The organism is Streptomyces sp. NPDC088730 (assembly GCF_044751215.1).
Classification (GTDB): Bacteria; Actinomycetota; Actinomycetes; order Streptomycetales; family Streptomycetaceae; genus Streptomyces.
The window spans coordinates 235,532-260,363 of the sequence record NZ_JBIVLK010000009.1 but is presented as its reverse complement, the minus strand read 5'-3'; the positions used below and the strand labels follow the sequence as shown (position 1 = coordinate 260,363).

Here is a 24,832-nt window from a genome sequence, read left to right as displayed (position 1 = left end):
CGACAAGTTGGCTACCCGCTACCTCGCCGGTCTCCTACTCGCCTCGCTCATCCTTTGGCTCCGCAAACCGTGATTATTTGTCAGACACGACCTAGTCCTGCCAGTAGAACAACAGGGTTTCGACGCTGAGGGGTGCACGCTCACCGAAGTAGTAGACGCAGAGGCCGGTGACCCGGACCGCACCGGTGGTCCCGTCGATCCAGCGGAGGCCGGCCGATTCGAGGGCGTCGCGGGCGTCGGGGGCCTCCCCCGTGACGAACCGCCCGAGGGTGCTGACCCACAGCTCGCTCTCGCCGTACTCGATCACGTGATAGGTCCCACCTCCCTGATGGTTGTGCTCGTCGCACGGGACAGGGGGTTCCGGCGCCATCCCGGCGGCCGTCAACGCAGCCGTCGCCCGCCGGAGTTGCCCGTCCTGATCCGGGCGCACGGGTGGCTCGGCACACAGCGCCTCGACGCGCCAGCGGGGATCGCTCCGCCGTTCACACCGGTTCGCGTACTCGTGCACGATCGCAGCGCGGAGTTCCTCGTCCAGTCCGTCCACCTCGACCCGGGGGCGCCCGAGGGCCTCGTACACGGCCCGGGTCTCACCCACGTCGCCGGTGAGGCGGTGCAACGCGTACGCGGCCCACAGCGCGGCATCCGTCGTCGGCGCCCCGCCCAGGTAACCGCGGAGCCGTACCGGATCGGACAGGAGCGACTGGGCCAGGTACGCGACGCCGTGATCGCTGTCCGCCAGCGCGTCGGTCACATCGGCTCCCTCACGGTGCCGCATCCGGACGTGAAAGGCGCGGTCCTCGGGCCGCGCGACGCCGATACCGGCAAGGATCTCCTCGGCCCCGTACCGCGTGACCAGCGCGTCCAGTGCGGCCTCCCCGGCTGCCCGGCGGTGCGGCCACGGAGAGGCCGCGAGCGTCACCAGCCCCGGTGCGGCCGACCGGTCGCCGAACATGCCGCGCGCTTTGAGGATCGCCTCCGGCATGGCGTACGAACGCTCCTGCCCGCGGTCCTCGTGCCTCAGCCAGGGCAGCAGCTCCGCGCCCCGGTCCGCGAGCAGGCCGAGAAGCGCGATACGCACCTCGGCGACATCGTCCGGGTCGCGTACCCGGTCGATCAGCGGGGCGGCGTACCGCTCCGGCACCCGCCCGGCGAGCGCGAGGACGCAGGCTCTGCGGCGCCACCAGGGGTGCGCGGGGTCGGCCGCGTACCGGGCCAGTTCGCCGGCGTCGAACTCGCCCAGGCCGACGGTGTCCGCCTGGCCTGCGGACGGCACCAGCCTCTCGATGTCTCGCATGTGCGGATGCTACTGGCGGCTGCGGGGCGGGGGTTCGGAGCGGGAGTCTCCGGAAGCACGGTGGAGTCAGGACGAACCACGAATGAGCCGACGGTTGTTGACCGGCCCCCCACTCGCGGTGAGACATCGCATCTCCGTGGGGAGAGGAAACGGGAAACAGCACCGATCGCCTTGTCCGCCCGGCGGGGGTTGCCGCACTCTTTCGTGCGGGCCCCTTCGCCTGGACGGATGGTTATGGAGGTTCCCGTGCCCCAGCCGTCCACCGAGTTCGGTGAGGACCTGAGGAGGCGTCGCCTGGACGCCGGACTCAGCCTCACAGCAATGTCTGCCGCCGTGCACTACAGCAAGGCGCAGCTGAGCAAGGTCGAACGTGGCATCAAGCCGCCCAGCCGAGACCTCGTACGGCTGTGCGACGCCGCCCTGAAGGCCGAAGGCGCGCTGAACGCCCTGGGCACCCCGACCGTTGCCGGCGCGCCGATCGACCCCGTGCCGGAAGAAAACGATGAGGAGGACTGGATGATGCAGCTGTCACCGGACGGCCGGGGCCGGTTCCAGCCCATGGGGCGGCGACAGGTCGTGGGCGCGGGCGCCGCCTCGTTGATGCGGCTGGGACTGGGCGGCCCCGGCCCGGTCACCCCGGCCGAGGGTACCGGCATGCTGGAGGCGTCCCGTGCTCTGTTCGCGCACTACCGGCGGCTCGGCCAGAGCCTCCAGCCCGGGTTCCTGCTGCCTGCTCTGATCGCGCAGACGCACACGTTACGGGAGTTGTCCGCGCGATCTGACGGCGCCAACCGCCGTGCGCTGCTTGAACTCGCCTCGCGGTATGCCGAGTACATCGGCTGGCTGGTGCAGGAGTCGGGGGACGAACGGGCGGCGCTGTGGTGGACACAGCGCGCGGTGGACCTCGCGGCCGCCGGCGGTGACCCGGCACTGGCCGGCTACGCCCTGGTCCGCCGGGCGTTGATCACGCTGTACCAGGACGACGCCGAGCAGACGGTAGCCCTGGCCCGGCGGGCTCAGAGCGGCACGCTGCCACCCCGGATCCGCGGGCTGGCGGCGCAGCGTGAAGCACAGGGGCACGCCCTCGCCGGTGACCACCGGGCCTGCCTGCGTGCGCTGGACCGCGCCCGTGCGCTGCTCGCCCGTCACGAGGGAAGCCCCGACGCGACGGTAATCGGCAGCATGCACCTGCCCGATTCGGTCGGCATGGTCACCGGTTGGTGCCTGGTCGATCTCGGCCGGCCAGGGGAGGCTGCCGAGGAGCTGGACCAGCAGCTCTCCCTGGTCCCCGGCGACGCACTGCGTACCCAGGCGCGCTACGGCGTCCGCCGGGCGCTGGCCTACGCGTCCGACGGCGAGATCGACCACGCCTGCACGTTGGCGGAGCCCCTGCTCGACGGGGTGGCGACCATCCGTTCCGCGACCATCACGATCGATCTCCACCGCCTCGCCCGAGTCCTGGCCCGCTATCCGGATCACACCTCCGTACGCCGTCTCGGGCCCCGGCTCGGCACGCTGTCACGCCTTCCCACTTCATGAAGAGAGGCATCGTCATGACCGACGTTTTCATCAACTACCGCACAGGGGACGGCGAAACGACCGCCGCCCTGATCGACCAGGAACTCTCGCGCCGCTTCGGCAGCGACCGGATCTTCCGGGCCTCGAAGTCCGTCGCCCCAGGTCGTCCTTACCCCGACGACCTGTTGAACGGCCTGCGGCGCAGCAGCGTGCTCCTGGCGGTCATCGGTCCGGACTGGACGAACTTCCAGCTCCGGCTGAACGATCCGAAGGACTGGGTGCGCCGGGAACTCGTCGAGGCGTTCGCCTGTGAACTCCCGGTCGTCCCCGTACTGGACGGTCGCAAGACGGACCGGCTCAACAAGAAGGATCTGCCGGGCGAGTTGGCCCGGCTCGCAGACCTCCAGTCCATCGCGTTCAGCACGCACGACACCGAGGCCGGTCTGAAACGCATCGGCGATGTGGTGGCCGACATGGTCCCCGGCATACGCGACCTGGACCTGGACGACGCCATGTCACTCGTGCCGGATTCCGTGGGGAACTCGATCCGGGACGTGAGCGGAACAGCCGTACAGAGCCGCGACTTCACCGGAGACGTCGGCACCGTCATCAAGGGCGCGGGTGGGCCGGTCCACACGGGTCAGGGCGACATCTATCAGAACTCCCGTCATGAATCGGGCGGCCGGCACTTCTCCGGCAGCGGAATGACGTACGTCGAGGGCGACCAGCACGGCGGCGTCCAGCACCGCTTCGGCGAACCGGACCGGCACGAGGACGACGTTCGGTGAGTGAGCGCAGCAGCACACGGGTCGAGGGCGTACAGGGCCCCATGCACACCGGCAGCGGTGACATGTACGTAACCGTCGGCCCTGATCTGGAGGATCCGGGCCGGCCCTCCTTCCGGAGCATCGCCGACGACCAGCTCAGATGGCTGCGTCGGGTGCTGGTCGCCCCCGGCGGCATGGGAACGGCCCGGGCCGAGCTGGCCAGTACCGGCACCGTGATTCTTGACGGCACGCCCGGGAGCGGCCGGACCTCCGCGGCACGTGTGCTGCTGCGCGAGTCCTCTCAGGGCTCCGGCGCCTTCCGTGAGCTCCTGCCGGGAGAGGAGGGCGAGCTGTCCCTCACGGACCCGGGGCTGGTCGGGGCCGGCGACCGATTACTGCTGGACCTGTCGGCAGCCGACGCCGTTCGATGGGCCGCTGCCCGCGCCGGACTCCCCGCTCTCCGCAAGGCCGTGCACGAACAGCACGCGCATCTTGTGGTGGTCATGCCGCACAACGGCGACCTGGAATCCGACCTCCAGCGCAACCGGGTCGTGATCGGGGACCCGCCGGGCCCGAACGTCTTCCGGCGGCACCTGCGGATGCACGGTGTGCCCTGCGAGCAGTATCTCCGGCCCGATCCCACCGTGGACGGCTTCCTCCGCCAGCGAAGGCCGATGCGGGAGGTCGCGGACTTCGCCGACCTGGTCCGACGTGCCCGTGAAGCGGGGCGGGAGGGCGACGGATTCCCGGAGTGGTGCGTAACGGCGCTCAGGTCCCGGACGGACAGGCGAAGCGAAGTCGCCACTCTCGTCGCACGTAAGCGGGAGAGCCCCCAACGGGCCCTCCTCATCGCGGTGGCCATGCTCCACGGCGCACATGCCGACGTCATTCACCACACGGCTCAGCTGCTGCTGCGCACCACCGGATCCCCGCCCGAGGAATTCCCGCTGCTCCAGCGCAAGGATCTCGCCGAACGCCTGACGGAGGTCTCCGCGGGCACCGGACCGGACGGGCGTGTCCGTTTCATGGAACTGGACTTCGACTCCGCGGTCCGCACGCACTTCTGGGACCACATGCCGGACCTGCGGCAGCATCTGGGCGCCTGGACCGCCCGCAGCGTGGATCTGAACGGAACGCATGTCACACGGGAGCTCCGCGACGGGATGGTGACAGAGCTGGCCGGGCAGTATCTGCGGACCGGGCACGGAGAGGACCTGGCATCCCTCGCCGAGAAGTGGAGCTCCACCAACGCGAGCCGCGCCAGGCTGGAAGCGGCCGTCCAGGCGCTCACCTGTGGTCTGAACGACCCCGCGCACGGGCGAAACTTCCGCGAAAGGGTCTATCAGTGGTGCGCCTACAAGCAGCTCCAGGGGAAGTTCGCCCAAGTGCTCGTCCAGGTGTGTGCCGATGTCATCGCGTCGAGCCATCCCGACCAGGCCATGCTCCGCCTGTACTACCTGGCCCGCCGCGAGCGCGGCACCACGCAGGCGCTGGGCGCGCTCTGCGAGCTGGTGGACACGAGCCACCGGCTGCGCCGACGGGTACTGAACCGGCTCGCGGGCCCACGGCTCTCACTCGCGGAGCTCGGCATCTTCCTCTCGGTCAGTGCGCCCGAGCCGCTCACCGACCCGTCCGACAACGGGCACGCACTGGTCGAGGAGAGCGCTGTGCAGAGCGCCTTGACGACCTGTTGGCGAGCCGTACTGGGAGAACTGCCACAGCCCGACTGGCAGCCACAGGCAGAGCGCTGGCTGCACACGGCTGCTGTCTCCGGCCGCCTGGGCGGCATCCTGCTCGACGTCCTCGTCAAGGCCGCCGGCGGGTGCGACAGCCGGCGAGGCGCGGCCTTCGCGGCGCTCTACGCGAGCGCGGGCGACGCGGAGCGTACCGCCCCGGTCGGATCCGCGCACGCCGCGAAGACGACTGAACTGCTGTTCCAGAAGATCTGTGCGGCTCAGGGCCTCGGCGGGCCCTCCGCACCGCCACAGGCGGAATCCGCGAGGGGAACCGAATCATGACGACCGGATGCAGGACGACGACTGTCTTTCTGACTGTTCTGTGCGGGCTGCTGCTGACCATCCTCGGTCTGACGGAGCAGTGGCCACCGTGGGCATGGCCGGTCCTGGTGGTGGTGCTCTGCGCTGCCCCGGCCGTGGCTTTCAGGGTCGCCGCGCGGCGTCGTGGACCCACGCGGATCACGTTCGAGGAACAGCTCACGGCTGCTCCCGTCGAGCGCAGGGAACACCACGTCAGCCGCATCGCGCTGCCCAGTCACTGGGCGGATTACGACTTCCTGATCTCCGCGACCGTCCGGTGGTACCCCTTCGACACGTCCGACGACGATCCCGTGCTCAACCCGGCGGGCCTCGCCGTCGAAGCGGTGCTGGACCGTGCCCGCGCGATCACCGAGTGGCGGGAGCCCGGCCGGGTCTCGCTTGTGCAGCACGAGCTGAGTGGTGCGCTCAGCCGGATGCGTCCGGACAGCACCGGGCATCTTCAGGCAATGGCGGAGAACGTGACGCTCACCCTGCACGAGCAGGACCAGGAGCGGCTGGACAGGCTCGCCGGAGTGCGCAAGGACAAGGCGGTCTGGGAGCATCAGCGCACGTACGAGCAGAGCAAGCGCAAGTACCTGGGTGAGGACGTACTCAAGGACACCGGCAGCGCGGTGGTCTGGTGGCTTGCCAAGAACGATGATCAAGTGGAGAAGACCGTCGCCGACCTGGGCCTTCTCGCCCGGCTCGCATCTGCGGCCAACGACACCGACGTCCCTGACCGGCTGCGCGACCTCGTTCCGGGGCTGGGCGGGGAGGAGGAGTTGCAGGGCACCCCCTTCGAACCGGTGCCGACGGCCGCGGACCATCTCGCGAACGGGCTGAACGCGCTGGCCTTCCCCGATGGGGACCCCCGGCGGACCATGGTGGCCAAGCAGATGGCCGAGGTCATCCGGACCCAGGACCTGCACGAGACGGCTGACGACGTTCTGCGTCGGTTCGGCCCACGGGCGACGTACATCGCGGACGCGGCGGACGCGGCGGACCCGCCGCCGGACTCCCCCGACGGCGGCGCCGGCCCGGCGCCCACGTCCTGGCCGAGGGAGGAGGACGATGGACGCTGAGCTGGCCGCCCTCGCCGCTTCGGGAGCGACCACCCTGGTCTCGCTCATGGTCACCGATTCCTGGGCGCAGGCGCGTCAAGTCGTCGGCCGGCTCGTCGCACGTACGGATTCGGACGGTGTCACGGTCGCGCAGCTGGAAGCCGCGCGGACCCGGCTCCTCGCGGCCGATGCCCGCGACCACGCACGGGCCGCCCGCGAGGTCACCGACCAGTGGCACGTTCACCTGCACCGCCTGCTGGGGACCGGCGCTGTCACCGGTGACGGTCTGCGCGATCTGCTGACCTCACTCCAGCGGATCGCGGACACCGCCGCACCAGGACCGGTCACCGTGCACAACAGCATCACCGGCGGAGTGCAGGAGGGACCGGTGATCCAGTCGGGCCGCGTCACCGGGCTCACTCTCCACATGCGTGACCCGGCCGCCCCCGGACCGGGCCGTGACGTCAGGCCTTCGCCGGAGGACCCCTCCTGACCCCGGTCCTCGGCAGTCTCGTCGCCCCCGCCGCGGCGCACAGGCAGAGGCCGAGGACCCACCAGAAGGTGTCGCCGAACGCCGCGGGGATGTCGGGGGCGCGGGCCGGCAGCCGGTTCTGCAGGACCACCGCGAGGGCGGCGGTGCCGAGCGAGCCGCCGACCGTGTTGAGCAGGTTGAGCGCGCCGGAGGCACGGGGGAGGTGTTCGGGCTCGATGCGGCTGTAGACGATGTTCATCACGGGTGCGCCGACCATGGCCATGCCGAAGCCGCGGACCGCCAGTGCCGAGACGATCACGGCGTCCGGGAGGCCGTGGTGGAGCTGGGTGAAGGGGGCGGTGCCGGCGAGGATCAGCGCGATCCCGGTGACCACCAGGGTCCTCGGCGCGACCTTGCTGATCGTCCGGGTGACCAGCACCGAGCCCGCCGCCGCGCCGATCCCCTGGGGGGCGAGGAGCAGGCCCGCCTCCCAGGCCGACATACCGCGGCCGGTCTGGAAGTAGAGCGGCAGCAGGAACATCGTGCCGAACACCGACGCGCCCAGGACGAGCAGGGAGAGGGCGGCGGCGCCGAAGGGGGGCCGGGTGAAGAGGCGGGGGTCGACCAGCGGGGTGCTGCGGGTCCGCAGGCCGTGCACGGTGAAGCCGGCCAGCATCGCCAGGCCCAGGGCGACGCCCGCGGTGGCCGGGACGGTGCGGCCGTGGGCGACCTCGGTCAGGCCGTATACGAGCACGGCCAGGCCGGGTGAGAGCAGCAGGGCTCCTCGCAGGTCGAACGGCGTCCGCCGGTTCGCCGGGGGCACCGCCGGCACATAGCGGCGGGCCAGCAGGGCGGCGGCCAGGCCGATCGGCAGATTGACCAGGAACAGCCACGGCCAGGGCGCCACCGAGAGGATGGAGCCGCCGGCCAGCGGGCCGAACACCGGTGACAGCAGCGGGACGACCGCGACGACGCTGATCACCCGCCCGGTCCGGCCCGGCCCGGCCACGCGGGCCAGCAGCGCCTGCCCGGTCGCCGGCAGCAGGCCGCCGCCGAGGCCCTGGATCACCCGGAACACGATCAGGCTGGTCACCGACCAGGCCGACGCGCAGAGCACCGAGCCGAGCAGGAAGAGGCCCACGGCGGCGAGCCACGTCCGCCGGCCGCCGTACCGGTCGGCCAGCCAGCCGGAGGCGGGCACGGCGGCGACCACGGCCAGCAGGTAGCCAGTGGTGACCCACTGGATCTCGGCGACGGACACGTCGAACTCGTCGGTGAGGCGGTCGATTCCGACGCTGACGATGGTGGCGTCCAGCGTGGCCATGAAGGTGCCGAGCACCAGGATGAACGCGATCCGCAGCAGTTCCCGGTCGACCCGCTCCTGCGGCGCTGCGGCGTTCGCGCTCATCGGCCCTCCAGGAGGGCGAGGACATCGTCGTCGAGGTGCTCGTCCATGTCCCGGAGCAGATCGAGCAGTTCCTCCGCGAGTCCGGGGGCGGCGATCCGGTGGGCGAGCACGCCGGTCCAGCCGTCGCCGTCCGGCATGACGGTCAGGGTCACCGGGTGGTGGGTGGCCTCGCGGAAGCGGGTTCCGACGACGGTGAGCCCGGGGGCGGGTTCGCGGAGGCGGTCCGGGTCGACGGGGTAGTTCTCGAACACCACCATGCTGTCGAACAGCCTGCGCCGCCCGGTCAGCCGTTCCAGCTCCGGCAGGGGTACGTGGTGGTGCTCGATCAGCGCCCGCTGCCGGGACTGGAGCCGGGTGAGCGTCTGTGCGAGGGTGCCGTCGAGCCGGGCCCGGACCGGCACGGTGTTGGCCAGCAGTCCGATGATCTCCTCGACGCCCTCCAGTTCCGGCGGGCGGCAGGACACCATGGCGCCGAAGCAGACGTCCCGGTGGCCGGACCGGCGGGCCAGCAGCAGCGCCCACGCGCCCTGCACCAGGGTGTTCGGGGTGAGGCCGCGCCGGGCCGCGAGGCGGGTGAGACGGGCCACCAGATCCGCGTCGAACTCGATGACCTCGGGTTCCTGCCGGGCCGGGCCGGGCCGGCCGCCGCCCAGGTAGTCGCCCTCCGGCAGGCCGTCCAGTTCGCCCGCCCAGGCCGTGAGGTCGGGCTCGTGCTCCGCGCACCAGCGCAGGTAGCCGGCGAACGGGACGGGCGCGGGCAGGTCCGGGGCCTCGCCGCGCACCCGTGCCGTGTAGAGGGCGAACAGTTCGGTGAGGATGCGCGGGGCGGACCAGCCGTCGGAGAGTACGTGATGGCTGGTCAGGACCAGCTCCGCGCGTTCGGGGCCGCGCCGGATCACGGTGAGGCGCAGGAGCGGGCCATGGGCGAGGTCGAACGGCTCGGCCAGATCGGCCGCCAGCACCTCGTCGGCGGGCCCGTCCGCCACCCGGAAGTCCGGCCGGGGCGATCGCGGGATCACCGCCAGATCGGCGGGGAACACGGCGGCCAGGTTCGGGTGGCGGTCCAGCAGGTCGGTGCCGGCGGCGCGCAGGGCGTCGATGTCGAGCGGGCCGGCGAGGGAGAACGCCGACTGCACGGTGTACGGGTCGGGGCGCTCGGTGCGCGAGTGCCTCAGCATCACCTCCTGCAACGGGGTCAGCGGCTGTACGTCGGCGGCCTGGCGGTCGCCGTCGAGCGCCCCGGTCTCGGCGGCGGCGATGCGCAGCAGCGCGTTCCGCAGGCTCTCCCCCAGTTCCTCGGCCTCGGCGCTGGTGAGCAGCGCGGCGGGCCAGGTGATCCGGACACCGAGCGCGTCGTCGCGCACCAGGGCGTTGACCATCAGGCTGTACGGCAGGGGCATCGTGTCGGAGCCGTTCGAGCCGAGCGGGTCGGCGTCCGGAGGCGCCTGCCACGGCGTCTCCCGGTCCGGGGCTCCGGGGTAGCGGCCGAGGTAGTTCCAGGCGATCTCCGGTGCCACGGGGTCCAGTAGGCCCGCGGCCGTGAGGATGCCGTGGCCGAGTCCGTCGCCCTGGGTGCGCAGCCGCTCCCGGACCGCCTTCACGTCGTCGTCCGCGTCGAGCCGTACGGGGTGGACGGCGGTGAACCAGCCGACGGTCTGGGACAGGTCGACGTGGCGGGGACGGCCGTGGCTCTCCAGTGCGACCAGTACTTCGGGAGTGCCGCGCCAGTCCCGTACCGCCTGTGCGAGCGCGGTCAGCAGTACGGCGTCCGGCGTGGTGCGGTAGAGGGCGGGCAGGGTGGTGATCAGGGCGCGGGTCGATTCGGTGTCGAGCCGGATCTCGTGGTGCTCGGCGGTGGCGACGGTGTCGCGGGCCGGGTCGAGGGGGCGGGTGAGCGCCGGGGTGGCGGTCATCCGCCGCCAGTGCGGGAGTTCGGAGCTCCGGTCGGCGTCGCGCAGTGTGCGCGCCCAGCCGAGGAAGGACTGGCCGTGCCGGGGCAGTGTTCCGCCGGAGTGGGCGTGCTCCAGATCGTCCAGCAGGACGCGCCAGGACACCCCGTCGACGATCAGGTGGTGGGCGATCAGGAGGAGCCGGCCCGGCCGGTCCGCTCCGGCGTCCACCCAGACCGCGCGCAGCAGCGGGCCGGTGTGCGGGTCCATGGAGGCGCGGGCCGCGGTGATCGCGGCGTCGGCCGGTACCCGCAGGTCACCGGTCGCCGTTATGCGGGTGAGTACCTCGGCGGCGGTCACCGTGCCGGCCGGCGGGATGTGCAGGGTGTCGCCGGTCAGGCGGGCCCGCAGTACGTCGTGGCGGGCGAGCAGCGCGTCGAGCACGGACCGCCAGCCCTTCTCGTCGCCGCCCGGCGGGACGCAGACCTCCACCCACTGGCAGAAGCCGTCCGCGGCTGTTCCGGCCCGGCGCAGCAGGTCGCGCATGAGCGGGGTCAGCGGGGCGTCCCCGGTCGTGGGGGCCTGTCCGGCGTCGAGGGCGGCGGCCCGCTCCGCGATCCCGGCGACCGTCTCCCCCTCGAAGACGTCCTTGGCGGTCAGGCCGAGTCCCCGGCGGCGGGCGCGCGAGACCACTTGCAGCGAGACGATGCTGTCCCCGCCGATGGCGAAGAAGCTGCTCTCGGGGCCGATGTCATCGGTACCGAGAACGTCGCGGAACACGTCGAGCAGGACGGTTTCGGCCCGGTTCGCGGGTTCGCGCCGGGCCGCCGCCGCTGTCTCGGGGGCCGGCAGCGCGGCGGAGTCGAGCTTGCCGCTGGGGCTCAGCGGCAGCCGGTCGATCGGTACGAGCGCCGTCGGGACCATGTGGTCGGGCAGTTCCCCGGCCAGGTACGCGCGGACCTGTGCGGTGCCGAGCTCTGCGCCGTCGACGGGGATGACGTAGCCGACGAGCCTGCCCTCGCGGACGATGACGGCGCAGGCGCGCACGTCGGGGTGGCCGGTCAGGGTGGACTCGATCTCGCCCAGCTCGACGCGGAAGCCGCGGATCTTGATCTGGTGGTCGGCGCGGCCGAGGAACACCAGCTGTCCGTCCGGCCGCCACCGCACCAGGTCTCCGGTGCGGTACATCCGTTCGCCGGGCGGGCCGAACGGGTCGGCCACGAACGCGGCGGCGGTCAGGCCCGGACGTCCCAGGTAGCCGCGGGCCAGGCTCGGTCCGGCGAGGTACAGCTCGCCCGTGACACCGGGGCCGGCCGGCTGGAGCCCGGTGTCCAGGACGTAGGCGCGGACGTTGGGGTCGGGGCGGCCGATGGGCAGCGGCCCGGTGTCGTCCGGGTCGTACTGCCAGGTGACGGAGTTGATGGTGACCTCGGTCGGGCCGTAGGCGTTGAACAGCGCCCGGCGGCCCTCGCCCCAGCGTCGTGCCAGCTCGGGGTCGAGGCGCTCGGCGCCGACGACGAAGAGCACCTCGGGGCCGACGGTCCGGTCGTCGGGCATGGCGGCCAGGAACGACGGCAGCAGGTTCACTCCGGTGACCCGGTGCTCGGCGATGTAGTCGAGCAGTTCGTCGCCGGGGATCCGCACCTCCTCCGGTGCGATCACGGAGGTGCCGCCGGAGAGCAGCGGCACCATGGTCTGCCAGAACGCGACGTCGAAGCCGGTCGAGGCGAAGTGCAGGTACCGGTCGTGCTCGGTGACGCCGACGACCTCCTCCTGGAGGGCGATCAGGTCGGGAACGCCGCGGTGGGTCACGCCGACGCCCTTGGGGCGCCCGGTGGTTCCCGAGGTGTAGATGACGTAGGCGAGGGCGTCCTCTGTGAGCCGGGCGCGCACCCCGGCCGGGTCGGTGTCGGGGACGGCCGCGAGGGTGGCCGGCTCGTCGAGCCGCAGGACCGGGATATCGCGGTCGACGGGCAGTCCGGCCCCGGTCGTCACGGCGGCTGCCGGGTTGATGTCGTCGAACATGTAGGCCAGCCGCTCGCGCGGGTAGCTCGTGTCCATGGGTACGTACACCGCACCGGCCTTGGCGACGCCGAAGAGCGCCACGGTCATCTCGATGTCGCGTCCGAGCAGGACGGCGACCGGGTCCTGGGGCCGTACCCCGCGTGCGATCAGTGCCTGGGCCAGGCGGTTGGCCCGCCGGTCCAGTTCCGCGTAGCTGAGGCTGCGGTCCCGGCAGACCAGGGCCTCGGCGCCGGGCTTGCGGCGTACCCACGCGGCGAACTCGTCCAGCCAGTGCCCGCGCTCCCTGGCGGGTACGGCGTCGGTGCCGGTACGCAGCATCAGCGCCCGCTCCTCCGCGTCGAGTGCGGGGAGGCGGAGCGCGGGCCGTGCCGGGTCGTCGACGATCTCCCGCAGGAGGTTGCGCAGCCAGCGGCCGTAGTCGCGCACGGTCTGCGCGGTGAAGGCGCGCGGCTGGTAGCCGAGGCCGATGGTGATCTCGTCGTCCGGGATGACGATGACGGTGAGCGCGTAGTGCGTGGCGTCGGTGATGTCCACCCCGGCCAGGTCGAGTCCGGGGGTGAGCGGGGTGCGCTTCCGGCTGGAGAGCGGGAAGTTCTCCATGACGAGCATCGTGTCGAAGAGTTCGCCGACGCCGGCGGCCCGCTGGATCTCGGGCAGGCCGACGTGGTGGTGCTCGGCCAGGACGACGCTCTCGGCGTGCACCCGGGCCATGAGGTCGAGCGCGGACTCGTCCTGGGTGTGCCGGACGCGTACCGGGATCGTGGTGCCGAGCTGGCCGATCATCGATTCGACGCCGTCGACCTCGGCGGGGCGGCCGGAGACCGGGCAGCCGAAGACGACGTCGCGACGGCCGGTGAGCCGCCCCAGCAGCAGGCCCCACGCCGTCTGGAGCACGGTGGTCAGGGTGACGCCCCGCTCGCGGGCGAACGCGCGCAGCCGGTCGCTGAATCCGGGGCCCAGTGCGATGGTCTCGCGGCCGGGCCGCTCGACTCCGCTGCCGACGCTCGCGGGTGCCAGCCGGGTGGCGTCGTCCACACCGTCCAGCGCGTTCCGCCAGGCGGCGAGTGACGCCTCCCGGTCCCGGCCGGCCAGCCAGCGGAAGTACTCCGACAGCGGCGGGGCGGCCGGGGCGGCGGGGCCGCCGCTCAGTTCGGCGTAGAGGGCGAGCAGGGTGCGGCCGACCAGCGGCATCGACCAGCCGTCCAGCAGGGCGTGGTGGTTGGTGATGACCAGCTTGTGTTCCGCGGGCCCGACGCGGGACAGCAGGAAGCGGATCAGCGGTGGCCGGGCCGGGTCGAAGGGGCGTTCCAGATCGGCGCGGGCCGCTTCGGGGAACCGGTCGTCGTGACGCCATTCCAGGGCGACTTCGGCGGGGATGACCTGGACCACGTCGTCCCCGGCGGTGGCCAGGTACACCCGCAGGGCGGGGTGGCGGCGCAGCAGTTCGCGGGCGGCCTCCGCCATCCGGTCCGGCTCCAGCTCGCCCACCAGGGTGGTCACGGCTTGGACGACGTAGACGTCGGTGTCCTGGTCCTCGCGGACCAGGGTGTGGAAGGAGAGCCCGACCTGGAGCGGGGTGGCGGGCAGGACGTCGGTGATCGGGCCGGTGCGTTCGAGGGCGTCGATGGCGGGCTGGTCGAGGCCGGCCAGCGGGAGGTCGGACGGCGTGAGTCCGCCGTCGGTGTGGAGCGCGTGCGCGGCCAGCGCGTCCAGGGCGGCGGCCCAGGCCTGCTGGAGGGCCGTCACGGCGTCGGCGCCGAGCACTCCGGTCGCGGCGGTCCACTCGACGGCGAGCCGGGGCGCGCCCTCCTCGTGGACGAAGCAGTTGAGGGCCAGGATCTGCTCCAGGGCCTTCGCTCCGGGTTCGATCACCGAGAAGGCGTCGCGCTCCGGCAGGGCCCAGCCGGCCGCGGTCAACGGGGCGAACCGGCCGAGGTAGTTCAGCAGGACGTCCGGCGGCGGGGTGGCGGCCAGCCCGGGGCCGGTCTCCGGGTCGAGGTGGCGCAGGACGCCGTATCCGACCCCGCCGTCGGGGACGGAGCGCCGGGCCTCCTTGGCGGCGCGAATGGCCTGCCCGACGTCGTCGCGGACGGGGACGCGCACCGGGTACTCGCTGGTGAACCAGCCGACCGTGCGGGCCAGGTCGAGGTGTTCGCGGCCGTGGCCCTCCATCGACACGGTCAGCGCGTCACCGGACAGCCCCCAGCCGCGCAGCGCGAGGACGAGTGCGGCGAGCAGCACCTCGTCGACTCCGGCTCGGTACGCGGCGGGCAGTGTGGTCAGGAGCGCCTCGGTGGCTTCGGCGGAGGCGACGGTGACGGACCGGTGGGCGGTGGCGACGGTGTCCCGCCGCTGGTCCAGCGGCCGGGCACCGAGCCGGGGGGCGGCGGCGAGCGCGGTCCGCCAGTGGTCGAGTTCGCCGCGCCGCGCGCCGGATTCCCCCTGTGCGGCGAGGAGCAGCGCGTGCTGTCGCCAGGACGCGCCGACCGGTTCGAGGGTGCCGCCGGTGCAGGCGGTGTGCAGGTCGGGGAGCAGGACGCGCCAGGACACACCGTCCATGGCGAGGTGGTGCACGACGACGACCAGCCGGTCCGGTGTGTCCCGTCCGGTACGGAGCAAGGCCGCCCGCAGCAGGTCGCCGGAGCTGGGGTCGAGTTCGGCCGCCAGCCGCTCCGCCAGGGCGGTCACGTCCTGACCGCGGACCTCGTCGACGACCGGCCGCACCGTGCCGCGCGGCAGGATCTCCAGCCCGTTGGCCACCCGCAGCCGCAGTGCGTCGTGGTGGTCGAGCACGGCCTGTACGCCGTTGACCAGTTCGTGGTGGGCGAGTTCGCCGACGTGCAGCGCGGTCCACTGGGCGTATCCGGCGATGACGCCGGTGTCCGGGTGCGGGTCGAGCAGGCCGCGCGCGATCGGCGGCGCGGGTACCGGCCCGACCGGCTCGTCCGCCGGCTCGGGCGTCCGTGTCAGGGGTTCGGCGGAGGCCGCCAGCGCGGCGAAGGTGCGGCGGGCCAGCAGGTCCCGGGGGCGCAGGGCGAGGCCCGCCGCCCGCAGCCGGCTGCTGACGGTGATCGCGGTGATGCTGTCGCCGCCGAGGGCGAAGAAGTCGTCGTCGACGCCGACGCGTTCGACGTCCAGCACCTCGGCCAGGACCGCGCACAGCTGTCGTTCCCGCTCGGTGCGGGGCTCCCGGCCGGCGCCGCCGGGCAGCGTGGGCGCGGGCAGGGCGGCGCGGTCGAGCTTGCCGTTGGGGGTGACCGGCAGCCGGTCCAGCACCACGACCGCCGCGGGCACCATGTGTTCGGGGAGCCGTTCGGCCAGGTGGGCACGGGCCGCTTCGCCGGTGAGCGAGGCGGACACGACGTAGCCGACCAGCCGGGACGACCGCACTCCGGCGGCCGCCGCGGTGACTCCGGGCAGTGCGGCGAGCGCCGCCTCGACCTCGCCGGTCTCCACCCGGTGGCCGCGGATCTTGACCTGTCCGTCGCCCCGGCCCCGGTACTCCAGGCCCCGGCCGGGCAGCCACCTGGCCAGGTCTCCGGTGCGGTACATGCGGTCGCCCGGTGCGCCGAACGGATCGGCCACGAAGCGCTCGGCGGTCGCCCCCGGCATGCCGAGGTAGCCGCGGGCGAGGTGCGGTCCGGCCAGGTAGAGCTCGCCGGCCGTGCCGTGCGGGACGGGTTGCAGCGCGCTGTCCAGGACGTAGGTCCGGGTGCCGGCGAGGGGGTGGCCGATCGTCGGCGCGTCGCCCTCGATCCGTGCGGTGGTGCTGTCCACGGTTGCCTCGGTCGGCCCGTAGATGTTGCGTGCGGTGACGCCCGATTCGGTGACCCGTCGCCACAGCGCGGGCGGGGTGGCCTCGCCGCCGAGGACCAGGAGCGTCGGCCGCAGGTCCAGCAGCCCGCCCTCGATCAGCGGTGCGGCCATCGAGGGTGTGGTGTCCACGATGTCGATGCCGTCGCGGGCGTACGCGGCGAGCAGGGCGTCGGCGTCGCGGGCGGTCTCGGTGTCGTAGACGTGCAGTTCGTGCCCGCACAGCAGCCACACCAGGTGGTCGAACGCGGAGTCGAAGGCGAAGGAGTAGGTGTGCGCGACGCGCAGTTGCCGGCCGGCCGCCTGCTCGGCCTCGGCCACGACGGTGGCCCGCTGGTGGTGCAGCAGCGCGGCCAGTCCGCCGGCCCGGCCGAGGACTCCCTTGGGGCGTCCGGTCGATCCGGAGGTGTGGATGACGTAGGCGAGGTGCTCGGGGTGCCGGGGCGCGGCCCGTTCACCGGCCGTCAGGGGCGCGCCGGACAGCCCGGCCGCCTCGTCGAGCAGGGTCTCCCACGGCAGTCCTTCGGTCGCGCCCGCGGTCAGGACCAGCGCGGGGCGGGTGTCCTCGATCAGTTCACGCAGCCGCTCGGGCGGGTGTGCGGCGTCCAGGGGCAGGAACGCGGCGCCGGCGTCCAGCACGGCCAGCAGCGCGGCCACCGAGTCCGCCGAGCGGGGCAGCGCGAGCGCCACGATGTCGTCGGGGCCGATGCCCCGGGCCCGCAGCGCGCGGGCCAGCCGGTGCACCCGGTCCGCCAGGTCCGCGGCGGTCAGCCTGTCCTCGCCGCAGACCAGGGCGGTACGGCCGGGGCCGGCGGCGGCCATCGCGGCGAACGCGGCCGGTACGTCCAGCGGGGTGCCGGGCAGGGCGGGCGGGCACCACGGGGCCGGCAGCCGGTCCGCGTCACGGTTCAGGGCGATCCGTCCGACGGGCAGTCCGTCGGTCAGCCCGGACAGCAGGGCCAGCAGCCCGGAGAGCAGGGCGTCGACCGCGGCCTGGTCCTTGGTCCGGGCGTCGACCTCGAAGCCGAGCAGCAGCCCGCCGTCCCGGGTCGGCAGGACGCTGAGGCCCATGTCCTCCGGCGGTCCGCCCGCGACGTTGCGCATCACACCGCCGGCCCCGGCGAAGTCGATCGCCAGGTCGAACGCCTTGAGGTTGATCCCGCGTCCGTGCAGCAGGGCCCCCGCGCCGGGTGCTCCGAGGTCCCTGGGCAGGTCCTCGCCCCGGTAGCGCTGGTGCTCACGCATCTCGCGCATCGCGGAGGCGACCCGCCGGCTCAGCTCGCCCAGTCCGTCCCCGCCGCGCGCGGTGACCCGCAGCGGCAGTACGTTGACGGCCATGGCGGGGGTGCGCAGCTCGGCCGAGCCCGCCCGGCACATCAGCGGCAGCGCGAACACCAGGTCGGTGCGGCCGAGCATCCGGTGCAGGAACGCGGCGTAGCAGGCGATCAGGGCCTCGCCCCAGGCGACGCCCTCCCGGCCGGCGAACGCGCGCAGCCTCGCCGTCTCCTCGGGCGTGATCACGGCGCGGGCGGCCAGGGTGTGCTCGGGCGAACCGCCGGCGGTGCCGGGCCCGGGCGCGTCGTCGAGTTCGGGCAGCGGTGTGAACCGCTCGACCCAGTACGCGCGGTCCTCGGTGAACCGGTCGCTCTCCCGGTAGGCCCGGTCGGCGGCGACGAGGTCCGCGAACCCGCCGAAGGTGGCAGCGGGCGGCTCCGTCCCGCGTACCAGGGCGGTGTAGCGGGCGGCGGTGCGCCGGGCGAGCATCGCGGCGGTGTAGCCGTCGAAGACCAGGTGGTGGCCGAGCTGGGTGTACCAGACCTCGCGCTCGGAAAGCCTGATGACGGTACGGGCGTACAGCACCCGGTCCGTCATCCCCCGGCATGCCTCCCCCGTCCGGGCCCGCTCGGCGTCGACGAGGGCCTGGGCCGCGGCGGCGGGGTCGGGCGCCGCGCTGACGTCGACCACCTCCGGCAGTCCGACCGGTTCCCGGCTCACGGCCTGGCGCGGCCCGTCCGGGGTGTCGTACACCCGCAGCCGCAGGGTCTCGGCCTCCTCGGTGGTCGCCCGGACCGCCTCGGCCAGCGCGTCCGCGTCGACCGGCTCCGTGCCGGATATCTCCACCACGTCGCCGACCACGTAGTACGGCGATTCGGGCTCCAGGCGCTGCGCGTTCCAGATACCCGACTGGGCACCGGTCAGGGCGAGAAGGCCGTCCGGGGGCGCGCTTGCGGTGCTCAACTTACTCTCCTTGAAGTGTGGGTACGACCATCGGCGTGCCGGTCACCGGGTCGGGGACGATGACGCTCGGCAGGTCGAACACGTCCTTGATCAGCGCGGCGTCCACGATGTCCCCGGGGACGCCCTCGGCGACCACCCGGCCGTCCTTCATGGCGATCAGGTGGTCCGCGAAGCGGCAGGCCTGGTTGATGTCGTGCAGGACGGCGACCACCGTGCGGCCCTCGTCGCGCAGCCTGGCGAGCAGCCCGAGCAGCTGGTACTGGTGGGTGATGTCGAGGAACGACGTCGGCTCGTCGAGCAGCAGGTAGGAAGTCTGCTGGGCCAGCACCATGGCCATCCAGACCCGTTGGCGCTGTCCGCCGGACAGCTCCCGCACCGGCCGTGCGTGCAGGTCCTCGACGCCGGCGGCGGCCATGGCCTCCGTGACGGCCTCCTCGTCCTGCGCGGACCACAGGGCCAGCATCGACTGGTGCGGGAACCTGCCCCGGCCCACGAGCTGGCGGACCTTGATGTCGTCGGGCGCCAGGGGGTCCTGCGGCAGGAAGCCGAGCTGTCTGGCGAGCGCCTTGGTCGCGTAGCCCCCGACGTCGCGGCCGTCGAGTTCCACCCGGCCGGAGTCGGGGCGCAGCAGTCGGACCAGTGCGCCCAACAGGGTCGATTTTCCACAGGCGTTGGGTCCCACGACCGCGGTGAACGCGCCGTCGGGGATGTCGAGGCTCAGCCGTGTGGACACGACGCGGTCTCCGTAGCGCAGGGTGATCTCCCGCGCCGTCAGGCGTGCGGTCACGCGCGCCTCACCTCCTTGGTCAGCAGCCAGATCAGATAGCAGCCGCCGATCGCGGTGCTCACCACGCCGACGGGCAGCGCGACGGGCGCCAGCAGCATCTGGGCGATCAGGTCGGCGCCCTGGAGCAGCACCGCCCCGGTCAGCGCGGCCGGGAGCAGCGGCACTCCGGCGGCGCCCGCGAGCCTGCGGCCGATCTGCGGGGCGGCCAGGGCGATGAACGCGATCGGCCCGGCCACGGCGGTCACCGTGGCCGTGCAGCCGACGCCGACCAGCACCATCAGCAACCGCAGCCGGCCGAGACCGACCCCGGTCGTCACGGCGATCGCGTCGCCGAGGGAGGCCTGGTGCATGGCGTGCGACCGTGCGGTCATCAGGGCCAGCAGCACGGCGATCACCGTGAACGGAATCCCCAGGTCGGACCAGCCCACTCCGTTGAGCGAGCCGGCGCTCCAGCCGACGGCGGCGATCGCCACTTCGAGTTCGGCGCGCAGCACGATCCACGAGTTGATCGCCGTCACCATCGCGTTGAACGCGATTCCGATGACCACCAGCCGCAGCCCGGAGAAGCCGCTGCGCAGCGAGAGCAGGTAGATGGCGGCCGCGACGAGCAGCCCGCCGAGCACCGAACCGGTGGCCAGTTGCGCGGAGGTGCCGGACAGCACGGTCATGGCGACCAGGGCGCCGGTGTAGGCGCCGGCGTCGAGGCCGATGACGTCCGGGCTGCCCATCGGGTTGCGGGTGAGGTTCTGGAAGATGGCCCCCGCGACCCCGAGGGCGGAGCCGAACACCAGCCCGGCCAGCACCCGCGGCAGCCGCCAGTCCCGGATCACCACGGAATGGTCCGTGCCGCTCAGTACGGCGAACACCTTGCCGGGGGAGGACCATGACGCCCCGTAGCAGAGCCCGAGCAGGCCCAGGGCGAGCATCAGGGCCGCCATCACGGCGACGAGCAGTACCGTGCGGCGTTCGGTCCTCGGTCCGAGCACGTTCACAGTGACCCCGCCCCGTAGCGGCGTACGGCCCAGATCAGCATGGGGCCGCCGAGGAAGGCGGTCACGATGGCCACCGGCACCTCGCCGGTGGGCAGCAGGACCCGAGAGCAGACGTCGGCGACGAGCAGCAGGATCGGGCCCAGCACCATCGTGTAGAGAATCAGCCAGGGCACCGAGCCGCCCGCCGGTCTGCGGACCAGGTGCGGCACGATCAGTCCGACGAAGAGGATGGGCCCGGCCACCGCGGTGGCCGCCCCGCTGAGTACGGTGATCAGCACCAGGGCCACGGCCCGTACCCGGCCCACGCCGGCGCCCAGGGTGTGCGCCACGCTCTCCCCGAGTGTCAGGGTGTTGAGCGCCCGGCTCAGCAGCAGCGCGCCGAGCAGGGCCGCGCCGATCGCGGTCAACGGCAGTGCCAGGGGCGCCTGTTCGCGCCCGGCCAGCGATCCGACCGACCAGAACCGGTAGCTGTCGAAGGTGTTCGGGAGCATCAGCCGCATGCCCAGCGCGACACCGCCCAGCACCGCGGTCAGGGCGACGCCGGTGAGCACCAGACGCAGTGGTGAGCGCTGCCCGACCGCGGCGACGAGCAGCGCCGCGAGTACCGATCCGGTGATCGCGAAGCCGAGTTCGCCCGCCTGGCCGGTGGCCAGGCCGAGCGCGGAGCCGACGGTGACGGCGAACCCGGCGCCCGCGGTGACCCCGAGGATGCCGGGCTCGGCCAGCGGGTTGCGGGCGAGCGTCTGGATCAGCGCGCCGGACACCGCGAGCGCGGCGCCCACCGCGACGGCCAGCAGTGCGCGCGGCGCCCGGATGTCCCGCACGATCACGTGGTCGTCGTCGGTGGGCCGGAAGTCCAGCAGGGCCCGTACGACGTCGGCGGGCGGAACGTGGCGGGCTCCGACGCCCATGCTGAGTACGGCGACCGCCGCCAGCAGCACCAGCCCGCCGCCGAGCAGGCCGATCTGCGGCATGGCCCGCCCGGATCTCGCCGCCCGGTACGCGCGGCCCGCGACGGTCACCGGTTCAGCAGCGGAGCGAGCGACTTGTCGATCGCGTCCAGGGTCTTCATGGCTTCCCCGTAGGTCGCGGCCTCGGTGTAGCGGAACGGGAAGGCCTTCTTGGCCTTGACCGCGGGGAGGTTCTTCCAGAGCTTGGAGTCCAGGACGTACTGGACGGGCTTGGGGACGCTGCCGTCGGCGTTGACCGAGTACGTCATGACGTCGGCCTCGCGGAACGCGGCCGGGAGTTCCTCGATGGACGGGTACTCGCTGACCGACTGGGAGCCCGGCCCCGGCTTCTTGACCTCGCCGTAGTACTTCGCGCCGATGTCGTCCGCGATGTTGGTGCCCCACGAGCCGTCGAACTCGCGCTGGAAGGTGCCCTTGGCGGTGTCACCGTACGCGCCGACGTGGCCCAGCTTGAGCTGGGGCAGCACGCTCTTGTACGTGGCCGCCAGGGCGTCGGCCTTCTTCTGGTACGCGTTCTTCGCCACGTCGAACTGCTTGAGCGCGCCCGCGGCGTCGGACTGCTTGCGGGACAGCTCGCGCCAGGCGGAGGGCACGGTCGGGCCGATCGCCACGACCGGGGCGATGGACTCCAGGCGCTTGATGTCGATGTCGCCCAGCACGGGGGCGGGGACCCCGATGATGATCAGGTCGGGTTCGGCCTCGGCCACGGCCTCGTAGTTGGTCTCGGCCGCCTGCTCGCCCGCCACCTTGGGGAGCTTCTTGTAGGTGGCGAGGTCCTCCTCGGTCATCATCGGCTCACCGCGCTGCCAGGACGAGATCCCGACCAGGGGCGCGTCGGCCTCGATCAAGGCGGGCACGGCGTAGCCGGTGGCGACGACCCGCTTCGGGTGGGCGGGGATGGTGATCTTGCCGTTGTCCGCGGCGAACACCCGGGTCCCACTCCCCTTCGAGGCGTCGGAGCCGCCGTCGGAAGACGACCCGCAGGCGGTCAGGAGGAGGGCCAGCGACACGGCGCCGGCGAGGCCGGACGATCTGCGTATGGACATGCGAAACTCCTTGTTACTTAGGTAAGGCTTACCTTAGTTGAAGATCTTCGGGCAGAGCAACCAGGCGTCAGGCGTCAAGTCCGCCCGCGCCGCGGGTCGGTCAGTGCTCGTCCTCGTCGAAGTCGGCCACGCCGCGCTTCCAGTAACCGGTGATGTCGTGGTCGGCCTTCGCCAGCCGCAACGCGTCACGGACCCAGCGGCGCAGCGGCTTGATCTGCCCCGCCTCCCCCGCGGCCCACACGTACGCCCGCTCCCCCTCGGGCACGGTCACCTCGGTCACGGCCCGCACCAGGGCGTCGCCGGTTCCGGCCGGCAGGCCGCCGCGGTGCAGCCAGCGCACCTCGAAGCCCTCGGGCGCCGACAGCCCGATCTGCTGCGCGGCATCGGCGACTTCGATGAACGCCCAGCCCTTCGCGCTCCTCGGGAGCTCCTCCAGCCGGCGTGCGATCGCGGGCAGGGCCGTGATGTCGCCGGCGAGCAGATAACGGTCGTAGCAGTCCGGGACGATCAGCCCGCCGGGCGGCCCCGCGATATGCATGACGTCGCCCGGCCGGGCCGCGTGCGCCCAGTCGGAGGCGAGGCCGCCTTCGTGCGGGGCGATGTCGATGTCGATCTCCCGTGCGGCCGGGTCGTAGCGGCGCACGGTGTACTCGCGGGAGACGAGCGCCGGCCGGGGCCAGCGCAGCATCGCGCCGTTCCGCTCGGGGAGTCGCAGCGTGCCGTCCGGATCCGGGAAGATCAGTTTCACGTGCTCATCGGGCGCGTGGGCCTCGAACCCCTCGACGCCCGCGCCACCCAGGGTCACCCGCAGCAGTCCGGTGCCGACCATGGCGGTACGGACGACCTCGGTCTCCCGGATACCGATCGGGTAGCCCACCTTCTCCGCGTGCCGGCCCGTCCGGACCTCCGCGATCCGGTCCAGGTGACGGTGGCGGTGGTCGGTCCCGCTCATGCCGTACGCCCCGTCAGCAGCGCTGTCCAGTGCGCGAGTTCGGGCCGCTCCGCGAGATCGGGGAACTCCAGGGAGGACGCACCCGCGGCACGCCAGCGCTCCACCAGGGCCATGATCCGCATCGAGTCCAGGCCCAGGTCGACCAGACTCCCCTCCGGCGTGATCTCGGCGGGGTCGCAGTCGAGCAGTTCCGCGACATCCGCGCGGACGCGTTCGGGCGACAGGGTCTGGTTCATCGGACGGCTCCTGCGGGACGGGCGCCGACCGCGCGGTGCGCGTCGGCGGCGATGATTACGGGACCACGTCACGGGACGGCGTACGCACGCACCCGGTCATGGCGTTCACGGGAGAACTCGGCTGCTCCATCGGCCATTTGGCCGGATTCACGGGCGAGCCCACCGGGTCGCGCGGCCACTCGGTCCGCACCCGCCGGTGTCGGCGGAGAAGGCCCCCACACGTCCCCCTCGATGGTTCCGCGCACAGGGCCGCCCCCTCTCCCGCTCAAGGCCAGGCAAGGCTAACCTAACTCACCGACGCCGAACACCCGAACGCGAACCACGCACCACCCCCCCCCCTCTCGGACGCGCCACACGTTTGTGACTGACCGTCACTTCGGTACTCACCGGAGCGTATCGGCCTCCTCGCGCCGATCGACGGAATAAGTTAGGTTACCCTTACCTAACTACCCCGTAGGAGGTTGCTCATGTTTGAGCGCATACCGGGCGGAAACGGCGAGTTCGACGGCCGTACTGTCCTGGTGACCGGTGCCGCACAAGGCATCGGGGCGGCCGTCGCGGAGTTGCTCGCCACCCTCGGCGGCCGGGTCGCCGCTACCGACCGTGCACAGGACGGCATCGATGCCCTGGCTGTGCGGTGGAACCGGCTGCAGGCCAGACGCCCGGGGAACGAACGCTCGGCGGGCCGGCTGGAGCCGTACGTCATGGACGTCACCGATCGGCCGTCGGTGGAACGCACCGTGGCGCGTGTCGAGCGCGAACTCGGTCCGGTGGACGTGCTCGTGAACGTCGCCGGCGTCCTGCGCACCGGCCCCGCCACCGAACTCCGCTCCGAGGACTGGTCGGAGACGTTCGCGGTGAACACGACCGGCGTCTTCCACGTCTCGCAGACCGTCGCGGCACTGATGGCCGGCCGGGGCAACGGCTGTGTCATCACGGTCGGTTCCAACGCCGCCGGGATCCCCCGCACCGGAATGGCCGCCTACGCCGCGTCGAAGGCGGCGGCCACCATGTTCACCCGGTGCCTGGGCCTCGAACTCGCCCGCGACGGCGTCCGCTGCAACGTCGTCGCGCCCGGCTCCACCGACACGGCGATGCAACGCGCCCTGTGGACCGAGGCCGGCGCGGAGCAACGGGTCATCGACGGGGACCCTGCCAGCTACCGGACCGGCATCCCACTGGGCCGGATCGCCGCCCCCGAGGACATCGCCGACGCCGTCGCGTTCCTCGCCTCGGACCGCGCCCGCCACATCACCCTCCAGGAGCTGTACGTGGACGGCGGCGCCACCCTGCGCTGAACCGCGCCCAGCCCGTACGCACCCCCACT

At 72.7% G+C, this 24,832-nt stretch carries 15 protein-coding genes; 6 read left to right on the top strand and 9 right to left on the bottom strand.

Annotation, left to right across the window (positions count from 1 at the left end; all coding sequences use genetic code 11):
• Positions 1 to 91: 91 nt before the first annotated feature.
• Positions 92 to 1,294 carry a hypothetical protein gene (locus tag ACIP89_RS26205; RefSeq protein WP_402117068.1) on the bottom strand — a complete coding sequence of 401 codons (1,203 nt, stop codon included), beginning with the start codon at positions 1,292 to 1,294 and terminating at the stop codon, positions 92 to 94.
• Between the two features lie 246 nt (positions 1,295 to 1,540).
• On the opposite strand from ACIP89_RS26205, the gene ACIP89_RS26200 reads away from it, so the two are divergent.
• Genes ACIP89_RS26200 through ACIP89_RS26180 form a run of 5 tightly spaced genes read left to right on the top strand, consistent with a single transcriptional unit; the run spans position 1,541 to position 7,169 of the window.
• On the top strand, positions 1,541 to 2,833 hold the full coding sequence (locus ACIP89_RS26200) for a helix-turn-helix domain-containing protein (RefSeq protein WP_402117066.1): 1,293 nt from the start codon (positions 1,541 to 1,543) through the stop codon (positions 2,831 to 2,833).
• Between the two features lie 14 nt (positions 2,834 to 2,847).
• Positions 2,848 to 3,600: a toll/interleukin-1 receptor domain-containing protein gene (locus ACIP89_RS26195; protein WP_402117064.1), complete on the top strand. Its 753-nt coding sequence runs from the start codon at positions 2,848 to 2,850 to the stop codon at positions 3,598 to 3,600.
• On the top strand, positions 3,597 to 5,597 hold the full coding sequence (locus ACIP89_RS26190) for a hypothetical protein (RefSeq protein ID WP_402117062.1): 2,001 nt from the start codon (positions 3,597 to 3,599) through the stop codon (positions 5,595 to 5,597). Before ACIP89_RS26195 ends, ACIP89_RS26190 begins: the two co-directional genes overlap by 4 nt.
• Positions 5,594 to 6,697: a hypothetical protein gene (locus ACIP89_RS26185; RefSeq protein WP_402117060.1), complete on the top strand. Its 1,104-nt coding sequence runs from the start codon at positions 5,594 to 5,596 to the stop codon at positions 6,695 to 6,697. Before ACIP89_RS26190 ends, ACIP89_RS26185 begins: the two co-directional genes overlap by 4 nt.
• On the top strand, positions 6,687 to 7,169 hold the full coding sequence (locus ACIP89_RS26180) for a hypothetical protein (protein WP_402117058.1): 483 nt from the start codon (positions 6,687 to 6,689) through the stop codon (positions 7,167 to 7,169). Before ACIP89_RS26185 ends, ACIP89_RS26180 begins: the two co-directional genes overlap by 11 nt.
• Here the strand turns inward: ACIP89_RS26180 and ACIP89_RS26175 are convergent.
• From ACIP89_RS26175 to ACIP89_RS26140, 8 genes are all read right to left on the bottom strand, one after another.
• Positions 7,141 to 8,556 (bottom strand): DHA2 family efflux MFS transporter permease subunit, encoded by a 1,416-nt coding sequence (locus ACIP89_RS26175; protein ID WP_402117056.1) that lies wholly within the window; start codon positions 8,554 to 8,556, stop codon positions 7,141 to 7,143. The genes ACIP89_RS26180 and ACIP89_RS26175 overlap by 29 nt on opposite strands.
• Positions 8,553 to 18,521: an amino acid adenylation domain-containing protein gene (locus ACIP89_RS26170; RefSeq protein WP_402117055.1), complete on the bottom strand. Its 9,969-nt coding sequence runs from the start codon at positions 18,519 to 18,521 to the stop codon at positions 8,553 to 8,555. Before ACIP89_RS26170 ends, ACIP89_RS26175 begins: the two co-directional genes overlap by 4 nt.
• Before the next feature lies 1 nt (position 18,522).
• Complete coding sequence (locus tag ACIP89_RS26165; protein ID WP_402117053.1) at positions 18,523 to 19,308, bottom strand: ABC transporter ATP-binding protein; 786 nt, start codon at positions 19,306 to 19,308, stop codon at positions 18,523 to 18,525.
• Positions 19,305 to 20,300, bottom strand: coding sequence for a FecCD family ABC transporter permease (locus ACIP89_RS26160; protein WP_402117051.1), 996 nt, complete (start codon positions 20,298 to 20,300; stop codon positions 19,305 to 19,307). Before ACIP89_RS26160 ends, ACIP89_RS26165 begins: the two co-directional genes overlap by 4 nt.
• Complete coding sequence (locus ACIP89_RS26155; protein WP_402117049.1) at positions 20,297 to 21,322, bottom strand: FecCD family ABC transporter permease; 1,026 nt, start codon at positions 21,320 to 21,322, stop codon at positions 20,297 to 20,299. Before ACIP89_RS26155 ends, ACIP89_RS26160 begins: the two co-directional genes overlap by 4 nt.
• Positions 21,319 to 22,317 carry an ABC transporter substrate-binding protein gene (locus tag ACIP89_RS26150; RefSeq protein ID WP_401928891.1) on the bottom strand — a complete coding sequence of 333 codons (999 nt, stop codon included), beginning with the start codon at positions 22,315 to 22,317 and terminating at the stop codon, positions 21,319 to 21,321. Before ACIP89_RS26150 ends, ACIP89_RS26155 begins: the two co-directional genes overlap by 4 nt.
• A gap of 100 nt (positions 22,318 to 22,417) precedes the next feature.
• The gene (locus tag ACIP89_RS26145; RefSeq protein ID WP_402117047.1) at positions 22,418 to 23,269 is read right to left on the bottom strand and encodes a siderophore-interacting protein; all 852 of its coding nucleotides are present in this window, start codon (positions 23,267 to 23,269) and stop codon (positions 22,418 to 22,420) included.
• Entirely contained in the window at positions 23,266 to 23,505 is a 240-nt protein-coding gene (locus ACIP89_RS26140) for a phosphopantetheine-binding protein (protein ID WP_401928887.1), read from the bottom strand. The genes ACIP89_RS26145 and ACIP89_RS26140 overlap by 4 nt, the downstream gene beginning before the upstream one ends.
• Positions 23,506 to 23,972: 467 nt before the next feature.
• On the opposite strand from ACIP89_RS26140, the gene ACIP89_RS26135 reads away from it, so the two are divergent.
• The gene (locus tag ACIP89_RS26135) at positions 23,973 to 24,803 is read left to right on the top strand and encodes a 2,3-dihydro-2,3-dihydroxybenzoate dehydrogenase (RefSeq protein ID WP_402117045.1); all 831 of its coding nucleotides are present in this window, start codon (positions 23,973 to 23,975) and stop codon (positions 24,801 to 24,803) included.
• Positions 24,804 to 24,832 lie beyond the last annotated feature (29 nt).

What these genes read in the sequence shown, in the direction of transcription:
- ACIP89_RS26180 (WP_402117058.1), top strand. Translation starts at nt 6,687, where the DNA reads ATGGACGCTGAGCTGGCCGCCCTCGCCGCTTCGGGAGCGACCACCCTG.
- ACIP89_RS26150 (WP_401928891.1), bottom strand. Translation starts at nt 22,317, where the DNA reads ATGTCCATACGCAGATCGTCCGGCCTCGCCGGCGCCGTGTCGCTGGCC.
- ACIP89_RS26140 (WP_401928887.1), bottom strand. Translation starts at nt 23,505, where the DNA reads ATGAACCAGACCCTGTCGCCCGAACGCGTCCGCGCGGATGTCGCGGAA.
- ACIP89_RS26185 (WP_402117060.1), top strand. Translation starts at nt 5,594, where the DNA reads ATGACGACCGGATGCAGGACGACGACTGTCTTTCTGACTGTTCTGTGC.
- ACIP89_RS26145 (WP_402117047.1), bottom strand. Translation starts at nt 23,269, where the DNA reads ATGAGCGGGACCGACCACCGCCACCGTCACCTGGACCGGATCGCGGAG.
- ACIP89_RS26195 (WP_402117064.1), top strand. Translation starts at nt 2,848, where the DNA reads ATGACCGACGTTTTCATCAACTACCGCACAGGGGACGGCGAAACGACC.
- ACIP89_RS26175 (WP_402117056.1), bottom strand. Translation starts at nt 8,556, where the DNA reads ATGAGCGCGAACGCCGCAGCGCCGCAGGAGCGGGTCGACCGGGAACTG.
- ACIP89_RS26205 (WP_402117068.1), bottom strand. Translation starts at nt 1,294, where the DNA reads ATGCGAGACATCGAGAGGCTGGTGCCGTCCGCAGGCCAGGCGGACACC.
- ACIP89_RS26135 (WP_402117045.1), top strand. Translation starts at nt 23,973, where the DNA reads ATGTTTGAGCGCATACCGGGCGGAAACGGCGAGTTCGACGGCCGTACT.